General features: G+C 59.2%; 20 protein-coding genes and 1 pseudogene. 8 read left to right on the forward strand and 13 right to left on the reverse strand.

The window, feature by feature from the left end:
* Positions 1-126 precede the first annotated feature (126 nt).
* Positions 127-1,365, reverse strand: a complete 1,239-nt coding sequence (serA, locus tag AB8B31_RS33975; RefSeq protein ID WP_096771280.1) for a phosphoglycerate dehydrogenase — start codon at positions 1,363-1,365, stop codon at positions 127-129.
* 390 nt (positions 1,366-1,755) lie between these two features.
* Between serA and AB8B31_RS33980 the strand changes: the two genes are divergently transcribed.
* Positions 1,756-2,589 carry an oxidoreductase gene (locus AB8B31_RS33980; protein WP_096771279.1) on the forward strand — a complete coding sequence of 278 codons (834 nt, stop codon included), beginning with the start codon at positions 1,756-1,758 and terminating at the stop codon, positions 2,587-2,589.
* 252 nt (positions 2,590-2,841) lie between these two features.
* Here AB8B31_RS33980 and AB8B31_RS33985 read toward each other — a convergent pair.
* The 10 genes and pseudogenes from AB8B31_RS33985 to AB8B31_RS34030 all read right to left on the reverse strand — a co-directional run.
* A pseudogene (locus tag AB8B31_RS33985) lies at positions 2,842-2,922 on the reverse strand (hypothetical protein); the annotation flags it as partial.
* A gap of 3 nt (positions 2,923-2,925) precedes the next feature.
* Positions 2,926-4,404, reverse strand: a complete 1,479-nt coding sequence (locus AB8B31_RS33990; RefSeq protein ID WP_064843698.1) for an aldehyde dehydrogenase — start codon at positions 4,402-4,404, stop codon at positions 2,926-2,928.
* Between the two features lie 14 nt (positions 4,405-4,418).
* Positions 4,419-5,129: a haloacid dehalogenase type II gene (locus AB8B31_RS33995; RefSeq protein ID WP_064843699.1), complete on the reverse strand. Its 711-nt coding sequence runs from the start codon at positions 5,127-5,129 to the stop codon at positions 4,419-4,421.
* On the reverse strand, positions 5,126-5,455 hold the full coding sequence (locus tag AB8B31_RS34000) for a putative quinol monooxygenase (protein WP_064843700.1): 330 nt from the start codon (positions 5,453-5,455) through the stop codon (positions 5,126-5,128). Before AB8B31_RS34000 ends, AB8B31_RS33995 begins: the two co-directional genes overlap by 4 nt.
* Complete coding sequence (locus AB8B31_RS34005; RefSeq protein WP_064843701.1) at positions 5,452-6,567, reverse strand: isocitrate/isopropylmalate dehydrogenase family protein; 1,116 nt, start codon at positions 6,565-6,567, stop codon at positions 5,452-5,454. Before AB8B31_RS34005 ends, AB8B31_RS34000 begins: the two co-directional genes overlap by 4 nt.
* Positions 6,568-6,579: 12 nt before the next feature.
* Positions 6,580-7,290 (reverse strand): GntR family transcriptional regulator, encoded by a 711-nt coding sequence (locus AB8B31_RS34010; RefSeq protein WP_040113969.1) that lies wholly within the window; start codon positions 7,288-7,290, stop codon positions 6,580-6,582.
* 28 nt (positions 7,291-7,318) lie between these two features.
* Positions 7,319-8,179, reverse strand: coding sequence for an NAD-dependent epimerase/dehydratase family protein (locus AB8B31_RS34015; RefSeq protein ID WP_064843702.1), 861 nt, complete (start codon positions 8,177-8,179; stop codon positions 7,319-7,321).
* 29 nt (positions 8,180-8,208) lie between these two features.
* A complete protein-coding gene (locus AB8B31_RS34020) occupies positions 8,209-9,186 on the reverse strand; it encodes an ABC transporter permease (RefSeq protein ID WP_064843703.1) in 978 nt (325 codons plus the stop codon).
* Entirely contained in the window at positions 9,176-10,759 is a 1,584-nt protein-coding gene (locus AB8B31_RS34025; RefSeq protein ID WP_064843704.1) for a sugar ABC transporter ATP-binding protein, read from the reverse strand. The genes AB8B31_RS34020 and AB8B31_RS34025 overlap by 11 nt, the downstream gene beginning before the upstream one ends.
* A 55-nt stretch (positions 10,760-10,814) precedes the next feature.
* Positions 10,815-11,945, reverse strand: a complete 1,131-nt coding sequence (locus AB8B31_RS34030; RefSeq protein ID WP_096771278.1) for a substrate-binding domain-containing protein — start codon at positions 11,943-11,945, stop codon at positions 10,815-10,817.
* A gap of 456 nt (positions 11,946-12,401) precedes the next feature.
* Between AB8B31_RS34030 and tkt the strand changes: the two genes are divergently transcribed.
* The 5 genes from tkt to derI are packed head-to-tail and all read left to right on the forward strand — an operon-like array spanning position 12,402 to position 17,752.
* Positions 12,402-14,396, forward strand: a complete 1,995-nt coding sequence (gene tkt, locus AB8B31_RS34035) for a transketolase (protein ID WP_064843706.1) — start codon at positions 12,402-12,404, stop codon at positions 14,394-14,396.
* Complete coding sequence (locus tag AB8B31_RS34040) at positions 14,393-15,415, forward strand: class 1 fructose-bisphosphatase (protein ID WP_064843707.1); 1,023 nt, start codon at positions 14,393-14,395, stop codon at positions 15,413-15,415. Before tkt ends, AB8B31_RS34040 begins: the two co-directional genes overlap by 4 nt.
* Before the next feature lie 6 nt (positions 15,416-15,421).
* Positions 15,422-16,471, forward strand: a complete 1,050-nt coding sequence (gene fba / locus AB8B31_RS34045) for a class II fructose-bisphosphate aldolase (protein ID WP_064843708.1) — start codon at positions 15,422-15,424, stop codon at positions 16,469-16,471.
* A 42-nt stretch (positions 16,472-16,513) separates the two neighbouring features.
* A complete protein-coding gene (locus AB8B31_RS34050) occupies positions 16,514-17,284 on the forward strand; it encodes a triose-phosphate isomerase (RefSeq protein ID WP_064843709.1) in 771 nt (256 codons plus the stop codon).
* A gap of 12 nt (positions 17,285-17,296) precedes the next feature.
* Positions 17,297-17,752, forward strand: coding sequence for a D-erythrulose-4-phosphate isomerase (gene derI / locus AB8B31_RS34055; RefSeq protein WP_040140203.1), 456 nt, complete (start codon positions 17,297-17,299; stop codon positions 17,750-17,752).
* 216 nt (positions 17,753-17,968) lie between these two features.
* On the opposite strand, the gene AB8B31_RS34060 is transcribed toward derI, so the two are convergent.
* Positions 17,969-18,670 carry a FadR/GntR family transcriptional regulator gene (locus tag AB8B31_RS34060; RefSeq protein ID WP_004129783.1) on the reverse strand — a complete coding sequence of 234 codons (702 nt, stop codon included), beginning with the start codon at positions 18,668-18,670 and terminating at the stop codon, positions 17,969-17,971.
* 100 nt (positions 18,671-18,770) lie between these two features.
* On the reverse strand, positions 18,771-19,565 hold the full coding sequence (locus AB8B31_RS34065) for an SDR family NAD(P)-dependent oxidoreductase (protein ID WP_004129782.1): 795 nt from the start codon (positions 19,563-19,565) through the stop codon (positions 18,771-18,773).
* Between the two features lie 151 nt (positions 19,566-19,716).
* Between AB8B31_RS34065 and AB8B31_RS34070 the strand changes: the two genes are divergently transcribed.
* Both AB8B31_RS34070 and AB8B31_RS34075 read left to right on the forward strand, forming a co-directional pair.
* A complete protein-coding gene (locus AB8B31_RS34070; protein WP_064843710.1) occupies positions 19,717-21,069 on the forward strand; it encodes a four-carbon acid sugar kinase family protein in 1,353 nt (450 codons plus the stop codon).
* A 10-nt stretch (positions 21,070-21,079) separates the two neighbouring features.
* On the forward strand, positions 21,080-21,967 hold the full coding sequence (locus AB8B31_RS34075; RefSeq protein ID WP_028753509.1) for a 3-keto-5-aminohexanoate cleavage protein: 888 nt from the start codon (positions 21,080-21,082) through the stop codon (positions 21,965-21,967).
* Positions 21,968-22,022: the final 55 nt, after the last annotated feature.

Genomic DNA, 22,022 nt, shown 5'->3' on the forward strand with positions numbered 1-22,022 from the left:
CTTCTTCGACCACCGGTCCGCCTCCAGAGATCGCGGACCAATGAATCGACAACGGACATAGCGCCAGCATAAGTCGCAAATTCGCAAACGTTTAGGCCAAAGCGAAATGACGCGCAATCCACCGGGTTAGTAAAGCAATCGAGCGCGTATCGTTCCCGGAATCTGGCGAATTTCATCAAGGATGTCACCCGCTCTCTGGCCAATGCTCTCGGCCTCAATCACCACATAACCCATCTCGCCGTAGGTCTGCAGGAATTCGCCGACGATATTTAGTCCGCGGGACGAAAAAATCATATTCAAACTGTTCAAGATGCCAGGGCGATTTTCATGAACATGGATGAAACGTGTGCCGTTCGGTCGCGGAGGCAGTTGAACCTGGGGAAAATTGACCGCGCCCAGCGTCGAACCGACGTCCGAATATTCGACGAGCTTCCTTGAGACTTCCCCTCCGATGCGCTCCTGCGCTTCTTCGGTTGAGCCGCCGATATGTGGCGTCAGAATTACATTGTCCAAACCCTGTAGCGGCGTCTTGAAAAGTTCTTTATTGGATGCCGGCTCTTTCGGGAACACGTCCACAGCCGCGCCTGCGAGATGCCCTTCTTTCAAAACCGTCGCAAGCGCCTCAAGATCGACCACGGTCCCGCGGGAATTGTTGATAAAAACGGCTCCCTTTTTCATTCGGCGCAGTTCAGCCTCAGTGATCATGTTTCGCGTTGATCTGGTCTCTGGAACATGCATCGTCACATAATCTGAGATTTCGAGCAGTGCCCCGAGCGTCGCCATCGATTCTGTATTGCCGTGGCGAAGCTTGTCCGAGGGATCGAAATAGCGCACGTTCATGCCCATACTTTCCGCAAGAACGCCAAGCTGCGAACCGATATTGCCATAGCCAACGATGCCCAGCGTTTTCCCGCGAACCTCACGACTGCCGACGGCAGATTTTTCCCATCCGCCTTCATGAGCCGAAGCCGAACGCGGGAAGATCCGCCTGGTCAGCATGATGATCTCACCGATCACAAGCTCGGCGACCGAGCGCGTATTTGAATAGGGAGCGTTGAACACGGGTATCCCGCGTCGGCGGGCCGCATCCAGATCGACCTGATTTGTCCCCACAGAAAAACAGCCGACGGCCATGAGCTTCTTAGCCGATCTGAAGATTTCCTCTGTCAGATATGTGCGTGAGCGAATTCCCACAATATGTGCTTCGGCTATATGACTTTTAAGATCCTTGTCATCCAGAGCCTTCGGCAGATGCGTGAGATTGACGTAGCCTGATGACGAAAAGTAGTCCACCGCGCTCTGACTGATCCCTTCAAGCAGAAGTACGGAAATCCGGTCGCGCGGAAGCGAAAGAGGTCGGGACATTGGATTGCTCTCGATTTTGGAATTCATTAAGAAGAGGCCACAAAAGCCCACAGACAGGGCAACAGGATTCAGTCAGATCCACGGACATTTGCACATAATAACCGACTCCGGCGGTAGAACATATGGCGCGCCAGCGGACAGTTCCGCATTGTCCAAAGATCTACATCATTTCCTATTGAAGCCGAACTGGTCATAGAGCCGTGCGACGACTGCCTTGTCTGCGGAATTGTCGCCGGCCAACGCACGCGTCGCGCGGCTTTTGTGGATTGCAGATGAGCTTAGCTCAACGCAGTGATGATGTCATGTGATCTCAACCAAATCGAAATCCAACCCATATCGCTGATGCGTCGCTGGTAGCGGCACCACCTCAGCAATGTGGAGTATTAGCAAATGAAAACATGGTTCATCACAGGTGCATCCCGCGGTTTCGGTCGCGCTGTCGCCGAGGAAGCCATTCGCCGCGGTGATAAAGTCGCCGCAACCGCTCGTTCCGTCGAAGCGCTTCAAGACCTTGTGGCACTTTCTCCCGAAGGCGTCGCGGCGATTCAACTCGACGTCACCAATTCCGAAGAGATCAAGCACAGCGTAGCCGCTGCCCAAGCACGCTTTGGCCACATCGACCTCCTCTTCAACAACGCTGGGATTGGCTATTTCGCTGCGGTCGAGGAAAGCCAGGAGGCGGAAATTCGACGAATGATGGAGATAAACGTTTTTGGTCTTGTCAACGTCACCAATGCGTTTCTTCCTGCCATGCGGGCGCGGCGCTCAGGTACCATCATAAACGTCTCGTCCGTCGGAGGCATCCGAGCTTTTCCGGCTGTCGGATGGTACTGCGCGTCCAAGTTCGCTGTGGAAGCTATTTCTGAATCGCTCTCGCAGGAATTGCAGCCGCTCGGTATTGACATCGTCCTCATCGAGCCCGGCCCGTTTGCGACGGATTGGGCTGGCAACTCAGCACATGAAGTACCACCGGACGGTGAAATCGCCGATTACGGCAATACGGCGGGTGGCCAGCGCGCGTCCTTCCGACAGAACGTCGGCAACGAGCCAGGGGATCCGGCAAAGGCGGCCGTGGCGATTGTCAATGTCGCTCATGACGAGGACAAGCCTCTGCGACTGCCGCTTGGCAATATCAGCTATGACGGCATTCTCAATAAACTCGAGCAGGTCCGTCAGGAGATCGCGAAGCGAGAAGCGGTCAGCCGCGCCGCGGATCGGGATTGACGTTGTTCGGGTGGCTTCTGCGATGACGCTATTGGTGCGTATCGCGGAAAAGGGAGACGTCCTTTCAGTTTCCGTATCAGAGCTTGGGGCCCGAGCGAGACTGGGAATCCAGTGACAATGTCTCGCAGCGTTCGCCGGCTTCAAAGCGTGCCGTAGCCCGGGCGAGCCCATTAGAGCCGAGCTCACGTCGGCGTCAATGTCCCGGTCGTCTTCAGGAACGCCGATCAGCACCGTCGTTTTGAGGCCGGCGCGCGCGAAGATGTTCGCGACGTCGGTCGCTCCCGTGAAATCGTCGGCCACGCAGCCGACCAGCAACTTTCCGGCGGCCACCACGGATCACCTCATGATGAAGGGGTTGGCGACGTCGTCAGCGGTCGAGATCATCACGCTCTTCGTCTGCATGTAGTTCTGGATCGACGCGATGCCATTCTCGCGACCGATGCCGGAGTGCTTGTAGCCTCCAAGAGGCGACATATAGCTGATGACGCGGTAAGTGTTGACCCAGACCGTGCCAGCCTGGATGGCGGCCGAAACTTTCAGGATACGACGCATGTCCTGGGTCCAGAAGCCCGCGGCCAGCCCGTAATTGGTGTCATTGGCAATATGCACGGCTTCCTCATCGCTGTCGAAGGGGATGACCGCCAGAACCGGGCCGAAGACCTCCTCCTGCGCGATGCGCATGTCGTTTCGGACCCCGGAGAAAATCGTAGGTTCGACGAACCAGCCCCTGGAGAGCTCGGCATTGTCCGGCCGCCCCCCACCGAGAACGCATTCGGCGCCCTCGCCTTTTGCGATGTCGATATAGCCGAGGATCTTCTCGAGTTGCGGCGGCGTCGTCACGGGGCCAACCTGCGTCGACGTCAATAGCGGATCGCCCATTCTCGCCGTTTTTGCGAGGTTGACGATCTTCTCGAGAAACTGGTCGTGGATCTTTCGCTGCACGAGCAACCGTGAGCCCGCGATACATGTCTGACCGGTGGCAGCGAAGATGCCGGAGATCACCCCGTTGACGGCATTGTCGATCTCCGCATCGTCGAAGACGATGTGCGGGCTCTTGCCGCCGAGTTCAAGCGTAACCTTCTTGAAGTTGCGCGCTGCAAGCTCGCCGATCTTGCGCCCGGTGCCTTCACTTCCCGTGAAAGCGATCTTGGCGACGTACTTGTGGGTCGTCAGCGTCTCGCCGACATCCGCGCCGAACCCTGTGACGACGTTGAAGACGCCCGCGGGAAAGCCAGCCTGTTCGACGAGCTTTGCGAACTCAAGGGTCGAAGCAGACGTGAACTCCGAGGGCTTTGCCACGAAGGTGTTCCCTGCGGCGAGTGCCGGTGCCAGCTTGTAGGCGAGCAGCAGGAGAGGGGAGTTCCACGGCGTAATCCCGACGCAGACGCCGAGCGGCTCATTACGAGTGAAGTTGAAGGTGTCCGCCTTATCGATCGGGATGACCGCTCCTTCGATCTTGTCCGCCAGCCCGCCGAAGTAGTAGTACCACTGCGGGATGTACTTGAGCTGAAACAGCATCTCGTTGATGAGCTTGCCGTTGTCCGTAACCTCGATCGTCGCGAGATGCTCCGCTTTCTCGGCGATCAGGTCGCCAAGACGCCGAAGAAGGTGTCCGCGGGCGCTCGCGGTGAGCTTCGGCCACGGACCGCTCGTGAAGGCGCGGTGCGCAGCCTCGACTGCTCGTTCCGCATCTTCCCTGCCGCCCTTCGGAATAGCGGCCCAGGTCTGCCCGTTGAAAGGGTTCTTCGTCTCGAACGTATCTCCATTGGCAGCGTCTTCCCACTTGCCGTCGATGAACATCTTGTATGTCTGCATTGTCTTTCTCTCTTCTAGCATCCGAGTTGTCGGGCGAGGTCTTCGAGATCGTCGGCGACGTAATCCCAGCGCTGCTCGGCTGTGAGGTCGGTCGTCTGACCCTCGCCGTATTCGGTGGGTCGTGCGATGAATGCGGTTTTAAGGCCAAGGCTGCGCGCGGCGGCAAGATCGTAGTTGTGGGCAGCGCACATCATGACGGCCCCGGGCTCCAGATAAAGGAGTTTGCAGACCCCGAGGTAGGTCTCCGGATCGGGCTTGTAGTGCTGGAAAAGCTCGCAGGAGAACACGTTGTCCCACGGCAAGTCGGCAAGCTTTGCCATGTTGACGAGAATCGCGACATTGGCGTTGGACAGCGGGCCGATGATAAACTTCGACTTCAGCCGGTGTAGCCCGCGCGATGCGTCGGGCCAGCCGTCCAGGCGATGCCAGACCTTGTTGACGTGCATCATCCGGTCGTGGTCTAGTTCGGCCAGCCCCATCTCTGCGAACACTGCCTTCAAGGCATCGAGGTGAAGTTCGTCCAGGTTCGTCCACGGCAACTCGCCGCTGCGCACCCGCGCTTTCTGGGGATTGTAACGGTCTCGCCAGCGGTCGACGAGGCCGGGCCAGTCGATCTCCACGCCTTCCGTCGCGCCCCAGCCGGTGAGATCGCGGATGATTGAACCCCGCCAGTCGACGACCGTGCCGAACGTGTCGAAGACAATGGCCTTGACGCTATTGGTCATCTAGCGCCCTCCTTCTTGTGGGACGAAACGCGCTCGAACGTTTCCACTCGCTTTTCGGCCACCCAGTCTCGAACCATCGCATCAAAGCTCAGGAAGTGCGGCGTCTTCAGGTGGAAGTCGAAATCGGCTTTTGAGCCGTAGACTTCATAGAGGTAGGTGCGCTCCGGCCGCTCAGGATCGCGGCAGACATCGAACACTTCGCAGTTTGGTTCGTCGCGCAGCGACGTCGCCGCATTCTCGATTATCGCCGCATGGAAATTATCGGCGAACTGGCTCCGAACGACGAACTCAACGACCACGACGAAGCCTGTGGATGCCGAACTCATGCGACCTCCTCGCGGACGGCACCCAGAGCGCCGATCACGCTGCGCGTCATCTCCGCGCAATTGGCGCTTCCGCCATACTCCATTGGAACCGCGATCTTTGTCGACAAGGTGTGCTCGACCGCCGCCTCGATCAGCCCGGCGGCGTCAGCAAGCCGCTGATCGCCGTGCTTTACCGCTAGCCAGTCGAGCATCATCGCTCCTGACAGGAACATTGCGCCCGGATTGGCGACGCCCTTACCCGCGATATCGGGAGCGGTCCCGTGTGCCGGCTGGAAGAGGCCGTGGGTATCACCGATGTCCGCCGAAGGGGCCATCCCCATGCCGCCGATCAGGCCGGCCGCAAGGTCGGAAAGGATGTCGCCGAACATGTTCTCTGTCACCAGCACGTCGAGCGTCCAGGGCTTCTTCACCATGTTGAGCGCTAGCGCGTCGACGTAGGCATAGTCCCTGTGCAACTCAGGGTGCTTTGCAGCGATCTCATCGAAGACCTTGCGGAAGAAAGCCATCGAACTGAAGACATTCGCCTTGTCGACGCAGGTCACCGTGCCGGGCTTGCCGCGACGTTTGCGCTGGGCGGCGAGCTGGAAAGCGAATTCGGTAACGCGCTCGGTGCCGGCCCGCGTGATCTGCATCGTGTCGTAGGCCTCCTGGTTGTTCAGGACCTCGCCGCGCCCGCGCGCATAAAACAGGCCTTCTGTCTGCTCGCGGACCAGCACGAAGTCGATTCCTTCGGCGCGAGGATCGGACAGCACTTTCGGAAGGCCCGGAAACCACCGGATCGGACGGACACCTGCAAACAGGCCGAACTCCATGCGCAGGTCGAGCTGCGGAATGATTTCCGTCCCGTCCGGGAAGCGGATGTCGGGCCAGCCCATCGCGCCGAAGAGGATTGCGTCGGATGTCCGGCAGGCCTCGAGCGCGGCGGCGGGCAGGGCCTGGCCGGTCTCCGCGTAGTGCTGCGCACCGGCCTGATGCGTCTCAAACACGAGCGGTGGCGCGCCCGCCTGGCCGACGGCGGCGTCGATCAATTCCATGCAGGCAGGCATGACTTCCCTGCCGATCCCGTCGCCGGGAAGGACTGCGATCTTGAGAGTGTTGTTCAACGATGACATTTGAAACCTGTCCTAGAGGTGGTTGAGGCCGAGGCGCTCGAGGAGGTCGAGCAGTTCCTTGCCTGCCCGCTCCCGGTGCGCCTTGTGAATGTTTCGTGCCTTTTCGCGATCGCCTTCGCGGATTGCTTGCACGAGTTCTGCATGTTCGCGGGTTGAGTTGACGGGCTTAGGACGCATCTTCAGCGTCACCATCCTGACGCGATGTGCGCGGTCGATGAAATTGAGGACGACCGACTTGAGCATCTGGTTGCCGCCAAGTTCGAGCAGTTGCTCATGAAATCTCGCGTCCGCCTGCGCCCAGCGCTCCAAGTCATCTTGCGAAAGCGCATGGTCCATATCGGCGGTAGCCTTTTCGAGACCCCGGAGTTGATCCTCGGAAAGCTGGCGGCTGGCGGCCAGCTCTGCAGCCGTACTCTCCAGCGACGTCAGGATTTCGTAAATTTCCTTCATGTCAGAAATAGAAATCGGCAGGACCCGCATTCCATGCCTCGGGATAACCGAAACAAGTCCGTCCTGCTGGAGGCGCATGAGCGCCTCCCTCACGGGCGTCCGACTCATTCCCAACTGGGAGGCGACTTCCTGTTCGGTCGCCTGGTAACCGGGCGCCCACTTGTTATCCAGGATGAGCTGGCGCAACCGAAGGTGCGCTGTCGCGGTCATTGTTTTCGCGAAGGCGTCCTCTTTGATCTCTGAGACCGGTGCTGTCTGTTTCCTGGTCGGCATTTTCTTTCCCTTCAAGCTGGCTGATTTCTCAGGAGCCTACATATTTTCGCCAGCTATGTTCAGGCTGGTATCCGAGAACGCTCTTTGCTTTGTCGATTGACAGCAAGGTTTCGTTGTTCCCGATCTGCTTCTTGAACGGGACCCCCGAATACCACCTCCTGACGAGTTCCTCGTTGGAGGTGGTCATGACCCCATCGTCGTTTGCGATGATGAACACCTCGGCACCTTTGCCGCTCCACTCGAGCGAGCGACGGATCGCCTGTGCCCCGTCGCGGGCGTCGATATAGGTCCAAAGGTTGAAGCGTCTGCTGCCCGGGTTCTGCTCGAAGGCCGGGAAGTCGGCATACTCGCTCTCGTCCATAACGTTGGAGAAGCGTAGGCAAACGATCTTGAGCTCGCTGTCCCAGCGGCAATACTGCTTTGCCATCTCCTCGCCGAGATGCTTCGAGAGGGAATAGGAGGTTTCCGGGCGCGACTGATAATTCTCGTCCGCCGGCAGATAGTCAGGCTTGATCTCGTAAGGAATGCCGAGCAGGGTCTCGCTCGACGCCCACACGATGTTCTTGATGCCGAGCAAGCGGCATGACTCGAAAACATTGAACGTCGAGATGGTGTTGACCCGGAAAACATCCGCAGGAGCAACGCGCCCCGGCATCGGCACAGCGGCCAGATGGACGACGGCTTCAGTGTTGCGATTGTGGTCCCAATCAAAGCCACTGATCGCCTCGATCGTGGCGCGCATATCCTCGAAATCGACCTTGACGAAGGGGCAGAGGTTTTCTGGCGGAGCGATCGTATCCGCGTTGATGACGTCGTGGCCGCTCTCAACCAGATGCTTGATCGTGGCTCTACCCAGTTTGCCGCTGCCGCCTGTGACTAAAACTCTCATATCCTAATACCTCCGTAGAACCTTCCAGGTTAGCGGCTTCGGCCGACCGCCACAGCCAGGATGATGAGCATTCCGCGCGCGATGAGCTGCTGGCTGTAGTCGAGGCCGCCAAGAATAAGACCGTTGTTGATGACACCGATGAGCAGGGCACCGACGATGGAACCGATCACGGTGCCGCGTCCGCCGAATAGGCTGGTACCGCCGAGAACCACGGCTGCAATGACAGACAGCTCATCACCTTCGCCAAGCTGGAAGCGTCCAGACTGCAGGCGTCCAGCATAGAGCATGCCAGCGATCGCAGCGGCCATCCCCGTCAGTAGCAGCACCTGGAACTTGATTTTCCGGACATCGACTCCGCTGTAGCGAGCTGCGACCGAGTTTCCGCCTGCCGACATGACCTTGCGGCCGAACGGTGTCTTTCGGAGCGCGATATGGGCGATCATGCCCAGAACGGCGACCCAGACAACGAGGACAGGAACAGGGCCGATGTTGCCGGAACCAAAGACGAAAATGAACGGGTCGTTGATAATTGGAACAGGCGAAGTGCCGCTTACCCACATTCCGACCCCTCGCGCGATCCCCATCATGCCGAGCGTCACCAAGAACGACGGGATGTTGAGATAGGCAGTCAGGCCGCCGTTTATGGCGCCTACCAGCAGCCCGAGGGTCAAGCCCGCGAGAATGCCGGGGAATAGACCGTACTTGCTCAGCACCAGGCCAGCGACCACCGACGACAATCCGGCAATGGCTCCGACCGAGAGGTCGATCTCGCCCGCCGAGAGTACGAACGACATTGCCATGGAAACGATGGCGACGATCGCAGTCTGCCGCAGGATGTTGAGCAGGTTGTTTGAAGATAGGAATCCGCGATCCTGCAGCAAGATCGCGAAGACGATGAAGATGACGACGAAGCCGATGTAGACGACGTAGTCGCGCCAGTTGCTGTGCCACGGCCGCATGTGGGTTGCATCCGTCTCTGTGTTCAATGTCTTGGCTTCAGTGGACATTTTGGGTTGCCTTCTGAATCGCGACCTGCAGACCGAGTTCGGTGCGGATCAGCGGAGATTGAGTTTCGTCGCCGGCAATCGTGGCCCAGCTTTCGATTTCGTCGCGCTCGATTTCGCGCGCGAGACGTCCGTTGTTCATGACCAGGATGCGGTCGCTCGTTGCCAGAAGCTCGGCTGGTTCCGACGAGATGACGATGACGGACTTTCCGGAGGAGGCGACGCTCCGAATGAGTTCTACGATCTCGGCCTTTGAACCGATGTCTACGCCTGCTGTCGGTTCGTCGAGAATGACAACCGAAGGATCAATCGCTAGCCATTTGGCAATAACGATCTTCTGCTGGTTGCCGCCGGAAAGGTTCCTGACCTTGTTGTCAGCGGACGGCGTCTTGATCCTCAGTTGCTTGATGAGATCGGAGGTCAGTGTTCCCTCGCGTCGACGATCGATGAAGGGACCGCGGACGAGCTGACCGATCTGCGGCAGTCCAAGATTGTCGCCGACGCTGTGCTCGACAACCAGACCTTCCTCGTGGCGGCTCTCCGGAACAAGGACGATGCCTGCCTTGATCGCATCCGAAGGTGACTTGAACTCAACGGCAGTGTCGCCGAGTTCTACGGTTCCCGCAGTTTTCTTATCGACGCCGAAAAGAAGGCGGGCAAGCTCGCTCCGGCCAGCGCCCATGAGGCCTGCTATTCCCACAATCTCGCCCTTGTGGACGTCGAAGCTGACATCGCTGGGTTTTCCCGAAGGGCCCGAAAGGCCACGTACGCTCAGCGCGGGTTTGCCGCTGCGATCAATGGCGCGCGCCTGGTATTGGAAGCCGGTGACACGCTTGCCGACCATGTGCTGCACGATCGAGTCGAGCGTGAATTCGGATGTCTTCCCGGAGGTCACGTTCTGACCGTCGCGGAGAATTGTAATCTCGTCGGCGATCGTCATGATCTCGGTCATGCGATGGGAAACGTAGATCACGGCTGTTCCCGCCGCAGTGAGCTTCTTCAACATGCCGAACAGAGTGTCGGCTTCCTGTGCGCTCAGCGACGAGGTTGGTTCGTCAAGGATAAGGATCCTGGCGTCTTGGTGGATGGCCTTGGCGATCTCGGTCAGCTGGGCCTGGCCGGGGCTGAGTTCAAAAACAGGCGTCCTCGGATCAACCCTGAGGTTGAGCTGGCCGATGATCTCGGCTGCCTGTGCGATTTCCCTGCGTTCGTCGACCAAGATCGACAGGCGGCGGGGCTCCCGGTTCAGGAAAATGTTCTGGGCGACCGAGAGGGTGGGGATCAGGCTGAGGTCCTGGAAGATCATCTCAATGCCGAGCCTGCGGGAATTCTCCGGAGAGCTGGACGACATGTGCTCGCCAAAAACCTCGATGGATCCCTCCGTGGGTGTGACCACGCCCTGCAGGATCTTCAACAGCGTAGACTTGCCGGCGCCATTTTCGCCGACCAGCGCATGGATTGTCCCGGGTTGGATCGTCAGGCTGACACCGCGCAATGCGTGCACGCCGCCAAACGATTTCCTCACGTTGCTCATCCTGACGGCGGCGAGGGTTTCGGTGACTGCTTGAGTGTTCATGGTCGTTGTCCGCCGCTGGGGCACGGGGAGCGGTCGGAGCCGCTCCCGCGCACCGTTAGTTCATTGCGTCGGTGAGAATCTTCGGTGCCTGGTCGCCGTTCGACTGCGGCCACGCCTCGATCAGGTTATCGCGGGTCACCGCAAGGGCCGGGAGCACGACGTAGGGAGGTGCGTCCTTTCCGAGAAGGGCGTATCCGGCAAGGATGCCCTCGGCATAACCGGCGCCGTACGGACGCTGGGATCCGGTTCCCTTGACGTAACCCTTCTTAGCCATGTCGATCGAGATGTTGACGCCAAGGTCGCAAGTGGTGATGACGAGGCTCTTGGACGCGCCCGCTGCGCGCGCCGCTGACAGGACGCCTTCTGTTGGCACGTCCCACACGGCCCAGATGCCATTGAGGTTGGGGTGGGCCGTCAGCATTGCGGAGGCGACGCGCTCGGATTCGCTTGAGAAATCAGGGCCTCCGACACCGGTCTCCTGGACGACCTTAATATCCGGATAATCCTTGATCGCTTCCTCGAAGCCGACCACGCGTTCTTTGGTGGCAAAAAGGTCGGACGCATGCGGGATGAGACCAATTTCGCCCTTGCCGTCGAGCGCCTTGGCCATGAGCAGTGCGGCGACCTTTCCCATCCCGCGGTTGTCGGAAGAGACGAGGCTCACATAGTCTTTGCCAGCCTTCATCCCGGCGCCGGTCTGGTCAAGGAAGATGATCTTAATGCCAGCGGCAGCAGCTTTCTTGTATGCTGCGGCCGTGGCTGACTGCTCGGCGGGAACGGTAATCATGACGTCAGGTTTGAGCGCCATGACGCTTTCGATGTCTGAAACTTGCTGCTCCGCGCGATATCCAGCATCAGTCGTCGCAACGATTTCGACGCCGAGCTCTTCCAGGGCCTTCTTTTGCCCGGCCATCTGGGCCTTGGCCCAGTCAGACGCCGTGTAGTGCATCACAATGGCCGCTTTGGCATGCTTCGCCTTGATCTTTTCGATCTCTTCGGCGGATAGCTTCAGGTCGCTCGCGAGGGTCGCTTTTTCGCCGTTGGGCCCGCTTGCCGGGTGACTTTCAATATCCTTGATCTGTTTATCGATATCGACCGCGAAGGCGCTCGGCGCATAGGCAGCGCTACCGCCGAGGGCAGTGGCAAGGGCGATCATCTGTAAGGACTTGCGCATCGTCAAAGGCATTTCGGTTCCTCCCTTTAAGGCCTATTGAGTTCAATAACGTATACGTTAATGCATTTGTAAAAGCTGTCAACTGAAGAAATGTCGGGAAACATCGGCGAGCCGCATCGAGCATTCCGCATTTGGAATGGTTTCAACCACCCGTGAGTGCCCAACGCGGTAGTCATCACGGTGGTCGTCTTGTCCGTTTGCCACCAAACGGATCGAGGCAGACCGCCCCCGTGAAAGCGACCCGGGACGATCCTTCCGGCTCCCGATGGACGCGGTAGCCAAATAAAAGCTATTGCGCAAATACAGAGGTATAAGGTATGAGGTATGATGTCGATGGGCAGACTCTTCGCAGTCGCAGCGGAATGTGATATTGTTATGTTTATCGTGTGTATTGCGTTATTTTGTGTTCTGATATTGTGATGTCCAGAAAAATGCGCCACATTGGTCGCGGTTTATGGGGAGGAAGAATTGACAGCAGCAGTTTCGATCCGCGATCTCGCGAACGCTATCCGTGTCCTGTCGATCGACGCGGTTGAGGCCGCAAAGTCCGGGCACCCCGGAATGCCCATGGGCATGGCTGATGCGGCGGCGGTGCTGTTCGGCCGGCACCTCAAGTTCGATTCAAGCGAACCTGGCTGGCCGGACCGCGATCGTTTCGTCCTGTCGAACGGCCATGGCTCGATGCTGCTCTACAGCCTTCTGCACCTCACCGGGTACAAAGACATGACCATTGAGCAGGTTCGCAACTTCCGCCAATGGGGCTCCAAAACGCCAGGTCATCCCGAATATGGGCACACCGCTGGCGTCGAGACGACCACCGGGCCGCTCGGACAGGGGATCGCGTCGGCTGTCGGAATGGCTATTGCGGAGCGGCGCCTATCAACCGAATTTGGCGCAGCGCTTGTCGATCACCGGACGTACGTTTTCTGTGGAGATGGGTGTCTCATGGAAGGTGTTGGTCAGGAAGCTGCTTCGCTGGCCGGCCACCTGCAGCTCGGCAAGTTGATCGTCCTTTACGACGACAACTCCATCACCATCGACGGCTCGACCGCAATCGCGTTTTCAGAAGATGTGCTCGCGAGGTTCGACGCGTACGGATGGCACACGCAGCGCGTTGACGGTCATGATCCGGATGCGATCGACGCGGCGATCTCGCAGGCGAAGGCGGAAGCATCCAGACCATCCCTCATAGCCCTGAAAACCATCATTGGATACGGCTCTCCGTCAAGGGCAGGAACAAGCTCCGTACATGGTGCACCGCTCGGCGCCAGCGAAGCCGCCGCGACGAAGGCAGTCTATGGCTGGACGGCGGACACTTTCGAGATTCCTGCTCCAATCCTCAAAACTTGGCGCGAAGTCGGCGCGAAGGGCGCCAAGGCGCGCAAGGACTGGCAAGCGCGGCTCGAAGCAGCGGGCGCAGATGTCAGAAGTGAGTTTGAACGCCGCACCGCCGGCTCATTGCCAGCGCGATATGAGGAAGCGGTCAACGCCGCCAAGGCAAAGCTGCTCGACAAGCCGCAATCAGTGGCAACGCGTAAGGCAAGCCAGATCGCACTGGAAGCGCTGACGGAGCTGCTTCCGGAAATGATCGGCGGGTCCGCTGACCTCACCCACTCAAACTTGACCCGGGTTCCGGCCGTCGACAGCGATTTCACCGCCGCTGCAAGCGGGCGGTATGTCAGCTATGGCGTTAGAGAGTTTGCCATGGCCGCCGCGATGAACGGTATGGCGGCTCACGGCGGCGTCATACCCTATGGTGGCACGTTCCTCGTCTTCTCGGATTATTGCCGCAATGCCATTCGTGTGGCGGCTCTGATGGGCGTCCGCTCTATCTTCGTGATGACGCATGACTCGATCGGTCTTGGCGAAGACGGTCCGACGCACCAGCCGGTCGAGCATCTTGCCAGCCTCAGGGCAATGCCGAACTTGCATGTATTCCGGCCCGCCGACACCATCGAGACGCTGGAATGCTGGGATCTTGCAATAACCAGCAAGAACACGCCGTCGGTTTTGGCGCTCTCGCGGCAGAATGTCCCGCAACTGCGCGCCCAGCGTGACGGCATCAATCGCTGCGCACGGGGAGCCTATGTGCTGCGGGAAGCGAGCAGCGAACGTGCCGTCACAATCATCGCCACTGGAACGGAAGTCGCGCTTGCGATCCAGGCTGCCGACGAGCTTGAGGCGAGAAACGTTCCCGCCGCTGTCGTCTCGATGCCGAGCTGGGATCTCTTCGAAAAGCAGCCCAAGGATTACCGCAGCTCGGTCCTCGGCAACGCGCCGCGCATTGCCGTGGAAGCGCTCTCGAAGTTCGGCTGGACTAGGTATGTCGACAGCGAAGACGACGTGATCGGGATGTCCGGCTTCGGAGCGTCTGCGCCGGCCGAGACGCTGTACGAGCAATTTGGGATCACGCGTGACGCAATCGTCACGCGCGCCCTAGCAAGGATAAGGGGCAAGCAATGAGCGCGCCGGCGACACCCGGAAATGACGAAGCGGGCGTCCAGTATGGTTCTGTCGATGAGTACCTCTCGACCTGGGCTGGTGAAGATTTGTCCCGTCAGGGGGTGGCGGCTCTAATCAACGGTGTGTTGGATGCCGCCTGTCTTTTATCCGCACGCATCGCAGCCGGTTCCCTGGAGGGCGATCTGGCCCACCTTGTCGGATCAAATACCGACGGTGATGCGCAAAAGGCAATCGACATCGCGTCGCACGAGTTGTTCATCGAAATACTCGCACGCGCAGGCGCTGCCAGGGTCCTGTCCGAGGAGGCCGACGCGCCAGTTATGCTCAATGGCCAGCATTTTGCGGTCGCAATCGACCCGATCGACGGTTCAGGCAATGTCGGGCTGGGCACGCCCGTCGGCACGATCTTCTCGATCATGCCTTTCTGCGAAGCTGAAGATCCCTTTTTAACCCCTGGAAAGCGCCAGGCCGCGGCCGGTTATGTCTCATTCGGCAACACCGTCGATTTGGGCTTTTCGGTCGGTGAGGGTGTGCTGCTGGCGACGATGCATCCCCAAACCGGCGAGTTCCTGATCGTCAAAAGGCAGGTTCTGATACCTTGCGACACGTCCGAGCTTGCATATAACGCTTCCAACCACCGTCACCTTCACCCTGCCATGAGCCTGTATCTTCAGGATTGTCTGACCGGCAAGGAGGGAACGCGCGGCCGTGATTTCAACATGCGTTGGCTCGGATCGGCAGTCGGAGAGCTCCACCGGATCCTGATCAGGGGCGGTGTGTTCTTCTACGCCGGCGACAAGCGACCCGGCTTTGAAAATGGGCGCCTTCGACTGGTGTATGAAGCGAATCCGATCGCGTTCCTGATGGAGCAGGCCGGGGGGCGGGCCACCGACGGCACGACCGCCATCCTGGACAAGATCCCGACCTCTCACCATTGCCGCACGCCGCTGGTTTTCGGTTCGGCGACGGAGGTCGACGTGATCGCAAGCTATCTCAATTCCAATCCAACCAGCGAGTAACATGTCATGGCCAGGATTACTCTCCGCCAGCTGCTGGATGATGCCGCCGAACACGGCTACGGCGTCCCGGCGTTCAACATTAACAACATGGAACAGGCGCTTGCCATCATGGAAGCGGCCGACGGAACGGATTCGCCTGTCATCCTCCAGGCGAGCCGTGGGGCGCGAGCCTATGTCAACGACATCATGCTCAAGCACATGATGGAGGCGGTGACGGAAATCTATCCGCATATCCCCGTTTGCGTCCATCTTGACCACGGAAACGAACCGAGCACCTGCGTCACCGCGATCCAGCATGGTTTTACGTCCGTAATGATGGACGGATCGATCCTTGCTGACGGGAAAACCGCGGCGGATTGGGACTACAACGTCAAGGTCACGAGAAGCGTCAGCGACACGGCCCATTGGGCAGGGGTTTCGGTGGAAGGGGAGCTTGGCGTTCTGGGCTCGCTTGAGACCGGTGCGGGCGAGGCGGAAGACGGTCACGGCGTCGAAGGCAAGCTCGATCCGCATCAGCTTCTGACCGATCCGGAGGAGGCGGCGAAATTTGTCGCGGAGACCAAGGTGGATGCGCTTGCCGTCGCAATGGGCACCAGCCATGGCGCCTACAAGTTCTCACGCCGGCCGGACGGTGACGTGCTGGCAATGGATGTTATCGAGGCGATCCACCGGAAACTTCCGAATACCCATCTCGTCATGCACGGTTCGTCAAGCGTGCCGGAGGAGTTGCAGGAAATCTTCAATCGCTTCGGCGGGCGGATGAAGCCCACCTGGGGCGTGCCGCTCGAGGAAATCCTGCGCGGCATTCGGCATGGTGTGCGAAAGGTCAACATCGACACGGATTGCCGCATGGCAATGACCGGGCAGGTGCGCCGAGTGCTGTCCGAAGATCCGACAGAATTCGACCCTCGCAAATATTTGAAGCCCGCAATGACGGCGCTTTCGAAGCTTTGTCGCGAAAGATTCGAAGCTTTCGGAACGGCAGGGCGCGCAAGCTCTATCAACGTCGTGCCACTCGCGGAAATGGCGAAGCGGTATCGAGCCGGCTCGCTCTAGGTAGGTCACAGCAGTTCGAACGCAAACGTGGTGAAGCGGGACATGACCGAGAAGAAAACCCTCTGGATTGGCACCAGCTGGAAGATGAACAAGACGCTTGCCGATGCCGCGCAATTTGCGCACGGTCTCAGGGCCGCAGACATCACGTCCCATCCGCGCATCCAGCGCTTTGTCATCCCTCCTTTCACTGTTGTCCGGGAAGTGAAGACCACATTGGCGGGCACGTCGGTAAAGGTCGGCGCGCAGAACATGCACTGGGACGAGGAGGGCGCCTGGACGGGCGAGATTTCGGCCTTGATGCTTACAGACTGCAACCTCGACATCGTCGAGCTTGGTCACTCCGAGAGGCGTGAACATTTCGGTGAGACGGACGTGACGGTAGGACTGAAAGTCGAGGCGGCGGTTCGCCACGGCTTGATCCCGCTCATCTGCATAGGGGAGACACTTTCCGAACGCGAGGCCGGGCGAGCCCGCGACGTCCTCGAGCGCCAGGTTCGTGGCGCGTTGGGAAGCCTTTCTACCGACCAGAAGCACAAACCGATACTGCTTGCCTACGAGCCTGTTTGGGCCATTGGCGTCGATGGGATCCCCGCGACAGCGGACTACGCCGACGCCCGCCAGGCCGAGATCATCGCGTTCGCGGAAGCCGTGCTCGGCCGGCGCATTCCCTGCCTCTACGGCGGTTCGGTCAACGCAGACAACTGCGAAGAGCTCATATCCTGCCCTCATGTCGATGGGCTGTTCATCGGCCGCTCGGCCTGGAAGATCGAGGGCTACCTCGACATCCTCGAAAAGTGCGCGGCCAAAATCTGAGGAGTGATGAAGATGAAAATTGCAGTAGCAGGCGACAGCGCGGGCGAGGGCCTCGCCAAGGTCCTCGCCGATTATCTCAAGGACCGTTTTGAGGTGTTCGAGGTCTCCCGGACGGACGCCGGTCTCGACGATTTCTATGCGAACCTCTCCGACAGGGTCGCCAACGGCGTGCTCGACGGCACCTATGACAAGGCCATCCTGGTGTGCGGCACCGGGATCGGCGTCTGCATTTCGGCAAACAAGGTGCCGGGTATTAGGGCAGCCCTCACACACGATACTTATTCCGCCGAGCGGGCGGCGTTGTCGAACAACGCCCAGATCATTACCATGGGCGCCCGCGTCATTGGATCGGAACTTGCGAAGACGATCGTCGACTCATTCCTCGCCCAGAGGTTCGACGAGAACGGTCGCTCGGCCAGCAATGTTGCCGCCATCGACGAGGTCGATACGAAATACCACGCCCGCTAGTTGGAAGGCTGGGCATGCATTGCTCGCGGTCGATGCGCCAGGCGCAATCAGCCTGGCGCATTATCGTTTTCTGGCAATTTTCAGAACCCGGCGAATAGGCCGGGCGGCATACGGTATCCGGGCTTCGCGTCCGCCTTCAGATGCCGCCGGTGATGATCGCAGTGCGACCTGCGGGAAATGTAAGATGCGCCACGCCTTGACGTGATGCCCTGGCTGTCATTTCAGCAGGGATGTGCGGAAGTGTTCCATGTTTTCCTCGACGCTCTCGCGGCTGAGGTCACCGGTCTTTCTGTCCCGGATCATCTGAAACATGTGTTCGTGGAGATCGACTGCGCGCCATTTGCCACTGACCTCTAGCGATTTTTGCACCCAAGGCGCGACCATCGTCAGCACGAAGTCGGCGATCACGACGATCAACGGGTTTCCGGCGGCTTTGTATATTGCTCGGTGGAAATCGAGATCGGCCTTGAGGAGATCTTCGATCGCGGAGTTCGCATCCTCCGACAGCCTTTTTAGTCGGTCGATGCACTCTCTCATCGTGGCGAGGTCTTCGTCCGTACGCCGCAGCGACGCGAGTTCTGAACAGTTGCGGTCGAAAATGTATCGCAGTTCCATCAGCATCTCAGGCGTCGAGCTCTGAAGATAGAGCTGAAACATCGCGAGCGGCATCGCCGGAAGGCCTTCGTCCTTACGGATGTAATTTCCAAAGCCATGACGCGTCTCGACAAGACCCGAGACCGCGAGCGTTTTGATCGCCTCTCTGATTGGAGTGCGACTGATCCCGAGAAGCTGGGCCAGCTCTTTTTCATTGGGAAGTTTGTCACCAGGCCCGAGGTTGCCTTTGGCAATTTCGCCCGTAATGTAGTCGAGCGCTATGTCCAGCCGGCTTGGGATTTTCTTTGGGTCAACAGACAGCATTCCTGGTCACGCTCCAATCAGAAATCGAAAAGGTACGAGGTCATACCGCGTTTTCCCGCTTGCGACAAATGCCGAACGTCGAACTGGCCACCTCTCCAGGTTATTCGCTGATTTGTCCCAGCCGCTTCGAGGCTTTTGGATCGAATGGGAACATGAGGCCAGCGGCCAGGAAGCCGCCGTCGACGTTCAGGGTGTGCCCCGTAATATAGGCAGCATCGTCGCTCGCCAGGAACACCGCGGCATCAGCGATTTCCGATGGTTCGCCATAACGGCGTTGCGGAACGAGCCGATGATAGGCGTCACGCGTTTCGACCGTGTGCATGACTTTCGAGACCTCGGTCAATATCGGGCCCGGTGCGATGTTATTCACATTGATTCCCGATTCCGCGAGTTCGACCGCCATAACCTTCGTGAGGAGTTCGACGCCGGCCTTTGAGGCTCCATAGGCCGAACGCCCGACACCTCCCTTCTGACCGGACAGCGAAGCGATATTGATGATCCGCCCATAGCCTTTGGCGGCCATGATCCGAGCAAAGGCTTGCGCCACGAGGAATGTTCCGGTCAGATTGATCCGGACGACGCGTTCGAATTCCTCCCGTGAGCTTTCGAGAAACAGAGTGGTTGCGCCCACGCCCGCGTTGTTCACGAGTATGTCGACCGTGCCGAATCGGCCAATCGTTTCCTTAACGATCGTCTCAACGTCTTCGTTGACGGAAATATCGGCGCGGACGGCCAAAGCCCGCTCCCCAAGCCGCTCGGCGGCTTCGTTCGCCACTTCCAGATCGCGGTCGACGATAACGACATTCGCGCCTTCGCGAACATAGGCTTCAGCGATTGCCAGTCCGATGCCCCGGCCAGCGCCCGTCACCACGGCAGTGCGTCCAGAAAGTCTCATCTCGTCGTCCTCCAATTTTCTCGATATGAGGTATAAGGTATAAGGTATGACCTTGACAGAGTTATGAGCTGCTTCTATGAGTATTGTCAAGAGTGAAGCCCGGCTGATGTATGGAGGAAGATATCCTCGGCCGGGATATTGGGAGGATCCGATGACATCAGCTGGCAAGCTCAAGGCCGTGTTTTACGGCGACGACTTCACGGGTTCTTCCGAAAACCTGGCGCAGTTCCATCGCAGTGGTGTGAAGGGAAAACTCTATCTCGCACGCCCTTCAGCACAGACGGCGTCAACAGATGCTCTGTCTTATGATGTGCTTGGCTTCGCCGGTACCGCAAGGGCGTTGTCCGGCGTCGAGCTCGACGAGGAGCTTGACAGCGCGTTTTCGATCATGCGCACCCTCAACAGTCCGCTTATCCAATACAAGATCTGTTCGACGTTCGACTCGTCGCCCACCGTTGGAAGCTATGGTGCTGTTCTGGCGCGCGCTGCGGCTCACTTCGGCAAGAGGGACGTTCCAGTCCTCGCCGCGACCCCGGACTTCGGGCGCTACACCTGTTTCGGAAATCATTTCGCGCGCTTTGCCGACAGGATTGAGCGGCTCGACCGGCACCCGAGCATGTCGCGCCACCCCAGGACGCCGATGCACGAGGCGGATCTGCGCATGCATCTGGCTGGGCAGACAGATAAGGAATTCGTCAACGTCACGCTTCCCGCAATCCGGAACCGCTCGGCAATGGAGGAGCGTGTCTTCAAGGCCTTCCAAGAGGGGGCAGGGGTCATTTTCGATGGGCTCGAAAATGCGGATCTTGCGGCTGTCGCCGATCTGCTCTGGGCGCGGTATCCGACACGTCCGATGTTCGCGCTAGCAGCTCAAGGCTTGGCGCAACAACTCGGCGCTCTTTGGGCCCGCTTGGGCCTGCTATCGTCGGCGGAGCCCGTCAAGACGGAGATTGCCGGCGTCGAAAATCTACTCGTCTTATCAGGTAGTTGCGCCCTGCAAACCGGGCGCCAGATTGCGGTGGCCGAAGCTTCCGGGTGGAACCTTGTCCACTTGGATGTCTCGACAGTCCGGTCCGATGATGATGCTGAGGCAGTTGCGCGGGAGGCTGCTTTGAAGGCGATCGAGAGCCTTGTGCGCGGTCGATCTACAATCATCTACACGGCTCGCGGGGAAACCGGCCGTCTGGCCGGCGGCGATGTTCCCGCGGAACGCTTGGGCGCCATCTACTGTGACGTTGCGCGTGCCGTGCGCCGCGCGGTTTCCTTGCCGCGGATCGTGTTTTCGGGCGGTGACAGTTCGAGCTATGCGGTGCGGACAATCGGCGCCGAAGCGCTCGAGATCGCCGTTTTTGACGAAGTTCAAAATTGCCATGTCTGCCGCCTGGATGCGCCGGGCGACGCCGAAGTCGATGGCCTCGAAGTCATGCTGAAGGGCGGGCAGATTGGTGCCGATGACTTCTTCCTGCGGGCAAAGGCGGGCACCTCGGGTTATCTGGCGGCGTAAGGAGCGAAAGATGCAAAAGAAAATCATCCTCGAAGCCAGGGTCAACGAGTACGCGCCGCGCACATCCAACCCTAATATCCCATACACCGCCGACGAGATCGTTGAGGCCGCCGTTGCAGCCCGCAAGGCGGGAGCGGCGATTCTCCACTATCATGCCAGGACAGCCGACGGCGGTGCGACAAACACCGTTGAGGCAAACGCCGAAATCATCCGCGAAGTCAGGCAGGCGACCGATCTACTCATCCTTCCCACGCTCGGCTTTATCTCGAATGATGCCGACGCCATGAAGCGCATCGACACGGTCGCAACCCTGGCATTGGACCCTGCTACGAAGCCCGATATTGCGCCCATCGATACCGGTTCGGCCAATCTCGAGCTTTGGGATGCCGAGACGCGCAGGTTCGAAAATCCAGAACGTTTGTATCTCAACACGACCGAAAGTCTCGCGCACTACGCGCGTACCTTGGCCGAAAAGGGCGTAAAGCCGAAGCTGGTTTCCTGGTCTGTCGGGTTCACGCGCCGCGCGATCGCTCTGATGGACGCGGGCCTTGTGAGGGGGCCCGCCTACTTTCTCCTGCACCTAACGGGAGGGCGATACATTACCGGGCATCCGCCGACCGAGGCGGGTCTCATGGCGCATCTTGCATTTCTGCCCGACGACCGGCCGATCGAATGGACGGTCAATTGCCTTGGGGGCAATCTGTTGAACATTGCTCCTGCGATCTGCCGTCTGGGCGGCCACATGGCTATTGGAATAGGCGACTATCCCTATCGCGAGTTCGGCACACCCACGAACGCGGAAGTCATATCGCGCGCTGTTGAGATTGCCCAAAAGGTCGGACGTGAGCCCGCTACACCCCAGGAGGCACGCGCGATCCTCGAACTGGACGCCGCGTAGATCCAATAAGGCATGCGATCCGCACACACGAGGCATAGATTTGGATTTTTACGAG

The sequence above is a fragment of the Rhizobium sp. 62_C5_N11_2 genome, assembly GCF_051811185.1.
GTDB classification, from domain to species: Bacteria; Pseudomonadota; Alphaproteobacteria; order Rhizobiales; family Rhizobiaceae; genus Rhizobium; species Rhizobium leguminosarum.

Excerpts from the sequence above, each read along its gene's own strand:
- serA (WP_096771280.1), bottom strand. The coding sequence starts at position 1,365 with ATGTCCCGACCTCTTTCGCTTCCGCGCGACCGGATTTCCGTACTTCTG.
- AB8B31_RS33980 (WP_096771279.1), top strand. The coding sequence starts at position 1,756 with ATGAAAACATGGTTCATCACAGGTGCATCCCGCGGTTTCGGTCGCGCT.
- AB8B31_RS33990 (WP_064843698.1), bottom strand. The coding sequence starts at position 4,404 with ATGCAGACATACAAGATGTTCATCGACGGCAAGTGGGAAGACGCTGCC.
- AB8B31_RS33995 (WP_064843699.1), bottom strand. The coding sequence starts at position 5,129 with ATGACCAATAGCGTCAAGGCCATTGTCTTCGACACGTTCGGCACGGTC.
- AB8B31_RS34000 (WP_064843700.1), bottom strand. The coding sequence starts at position 5,455 with ATGAGTTCGGCATCCACAGGCTTCGTCGTGGTCGTTGAGTTCGTCGTT.
- AB8B31_RS34005 (WP_064843701.1), bottom strand. The coding sequence starts at position 6,567 with ATGTCATCGTTGAACAACACTCTCAAGATCGCAGTCCTTCCCGGCGAC.
- AB8B31_RS34010 (WP_040113969.1), bottom strand. The coding sequence starts at position 7,290 with ATGCCGACCAGGAAACAGACAGCACCGGTCTCAGAGATCAAAGAGGAC.
- AB8B31_RS34015 (WP_064843702.1), bottom strand. The coding sequence starts at position 8,179 with ATGAGAGTTTTAGTCACAGGCGGCAGCGGCAAACTGGGTAGAGCCACG.
- AB8B31_RS34020 (WP_064843703.1), bottom strand. The coding sequence starts at position 9,186 with ATGTCCACTGAAGCCAAGACATTGAACACAGAGACGGATGCAACCCAC.
- AB8B31_RS34025 (WP_064843704.1), bottom strand. The coding sequence starts at position 10,759 with ATGAACACTCAAGCAGTCACCGAAACCCTCGCCGCCGTCAGGATGAGC.
- AB8B31_RS34030 (WP_096771278.1), bottom strand. The coding sequence starts at position 11,945 with ATGCCTTTGACGATGCGCAAGTCCTTACAGATGATCGCCCTTGCCACT.
- AB8B31_RS34040 (WP_064843707.1), top strand. The coding sequence starts at position 14,393 with ATGAGCGCGCCGGCGACACCCGGAAATGACGAAGCGGGCGTCCAGTAT.
- fba (WP_064843708.1), top strand. The coding sequence starts at position 15,422 with ATGGCCAGGATTACTCTCCGCCAGCTGCTGGATGATGCCGCCGAACAC.
- AB8B31_RS34050 (WP_064843709.1), top strand. The coding sequence starts at position 16,514 with ATGACCGAGAAGAAAACCCTCTGGATTGGCACCAGCTGGAAGATGAAC.
- derI (WP_040140203.1), top strand. The coding sequence starts at position 17,297 with ATGAAAATTGCAGTAGCAGGCGACAGCGCGGGCGAGGGCCTCGCCAAG.
- AB8B31_RS34060 (WP_004129783.1), bottom strand. The coding sequence starts at position 18,670 with ATGCTGTCTGTTGACCCAAAGAAAATCCCAAGCCGGCTGGACATAGCG.
- AB8B31_RS34065 (WP_004129782.1), bottom strand. The coding sequence starts at position 19,565 with ATGAGACTTTCTGGACGCACTGCCGTGGTGACGGGCGCTGGCCGGGGC.
- AB8B31_RS34070 (WP_064843710.1), top strand. The coding sequence starts at position 19,717 with ATGACATCAGCTGGCAAGCTCAAGGCCGTGTTTTACGGCGACGACTTC.
- AB8B31_RS34075 (WP_028753509.1), top strand. The coding sequence starts at position 21,080 with ATGCAAAAGAAAATCATCCTCGAAGCCAGGGTCAACGAGTACGCGCCG.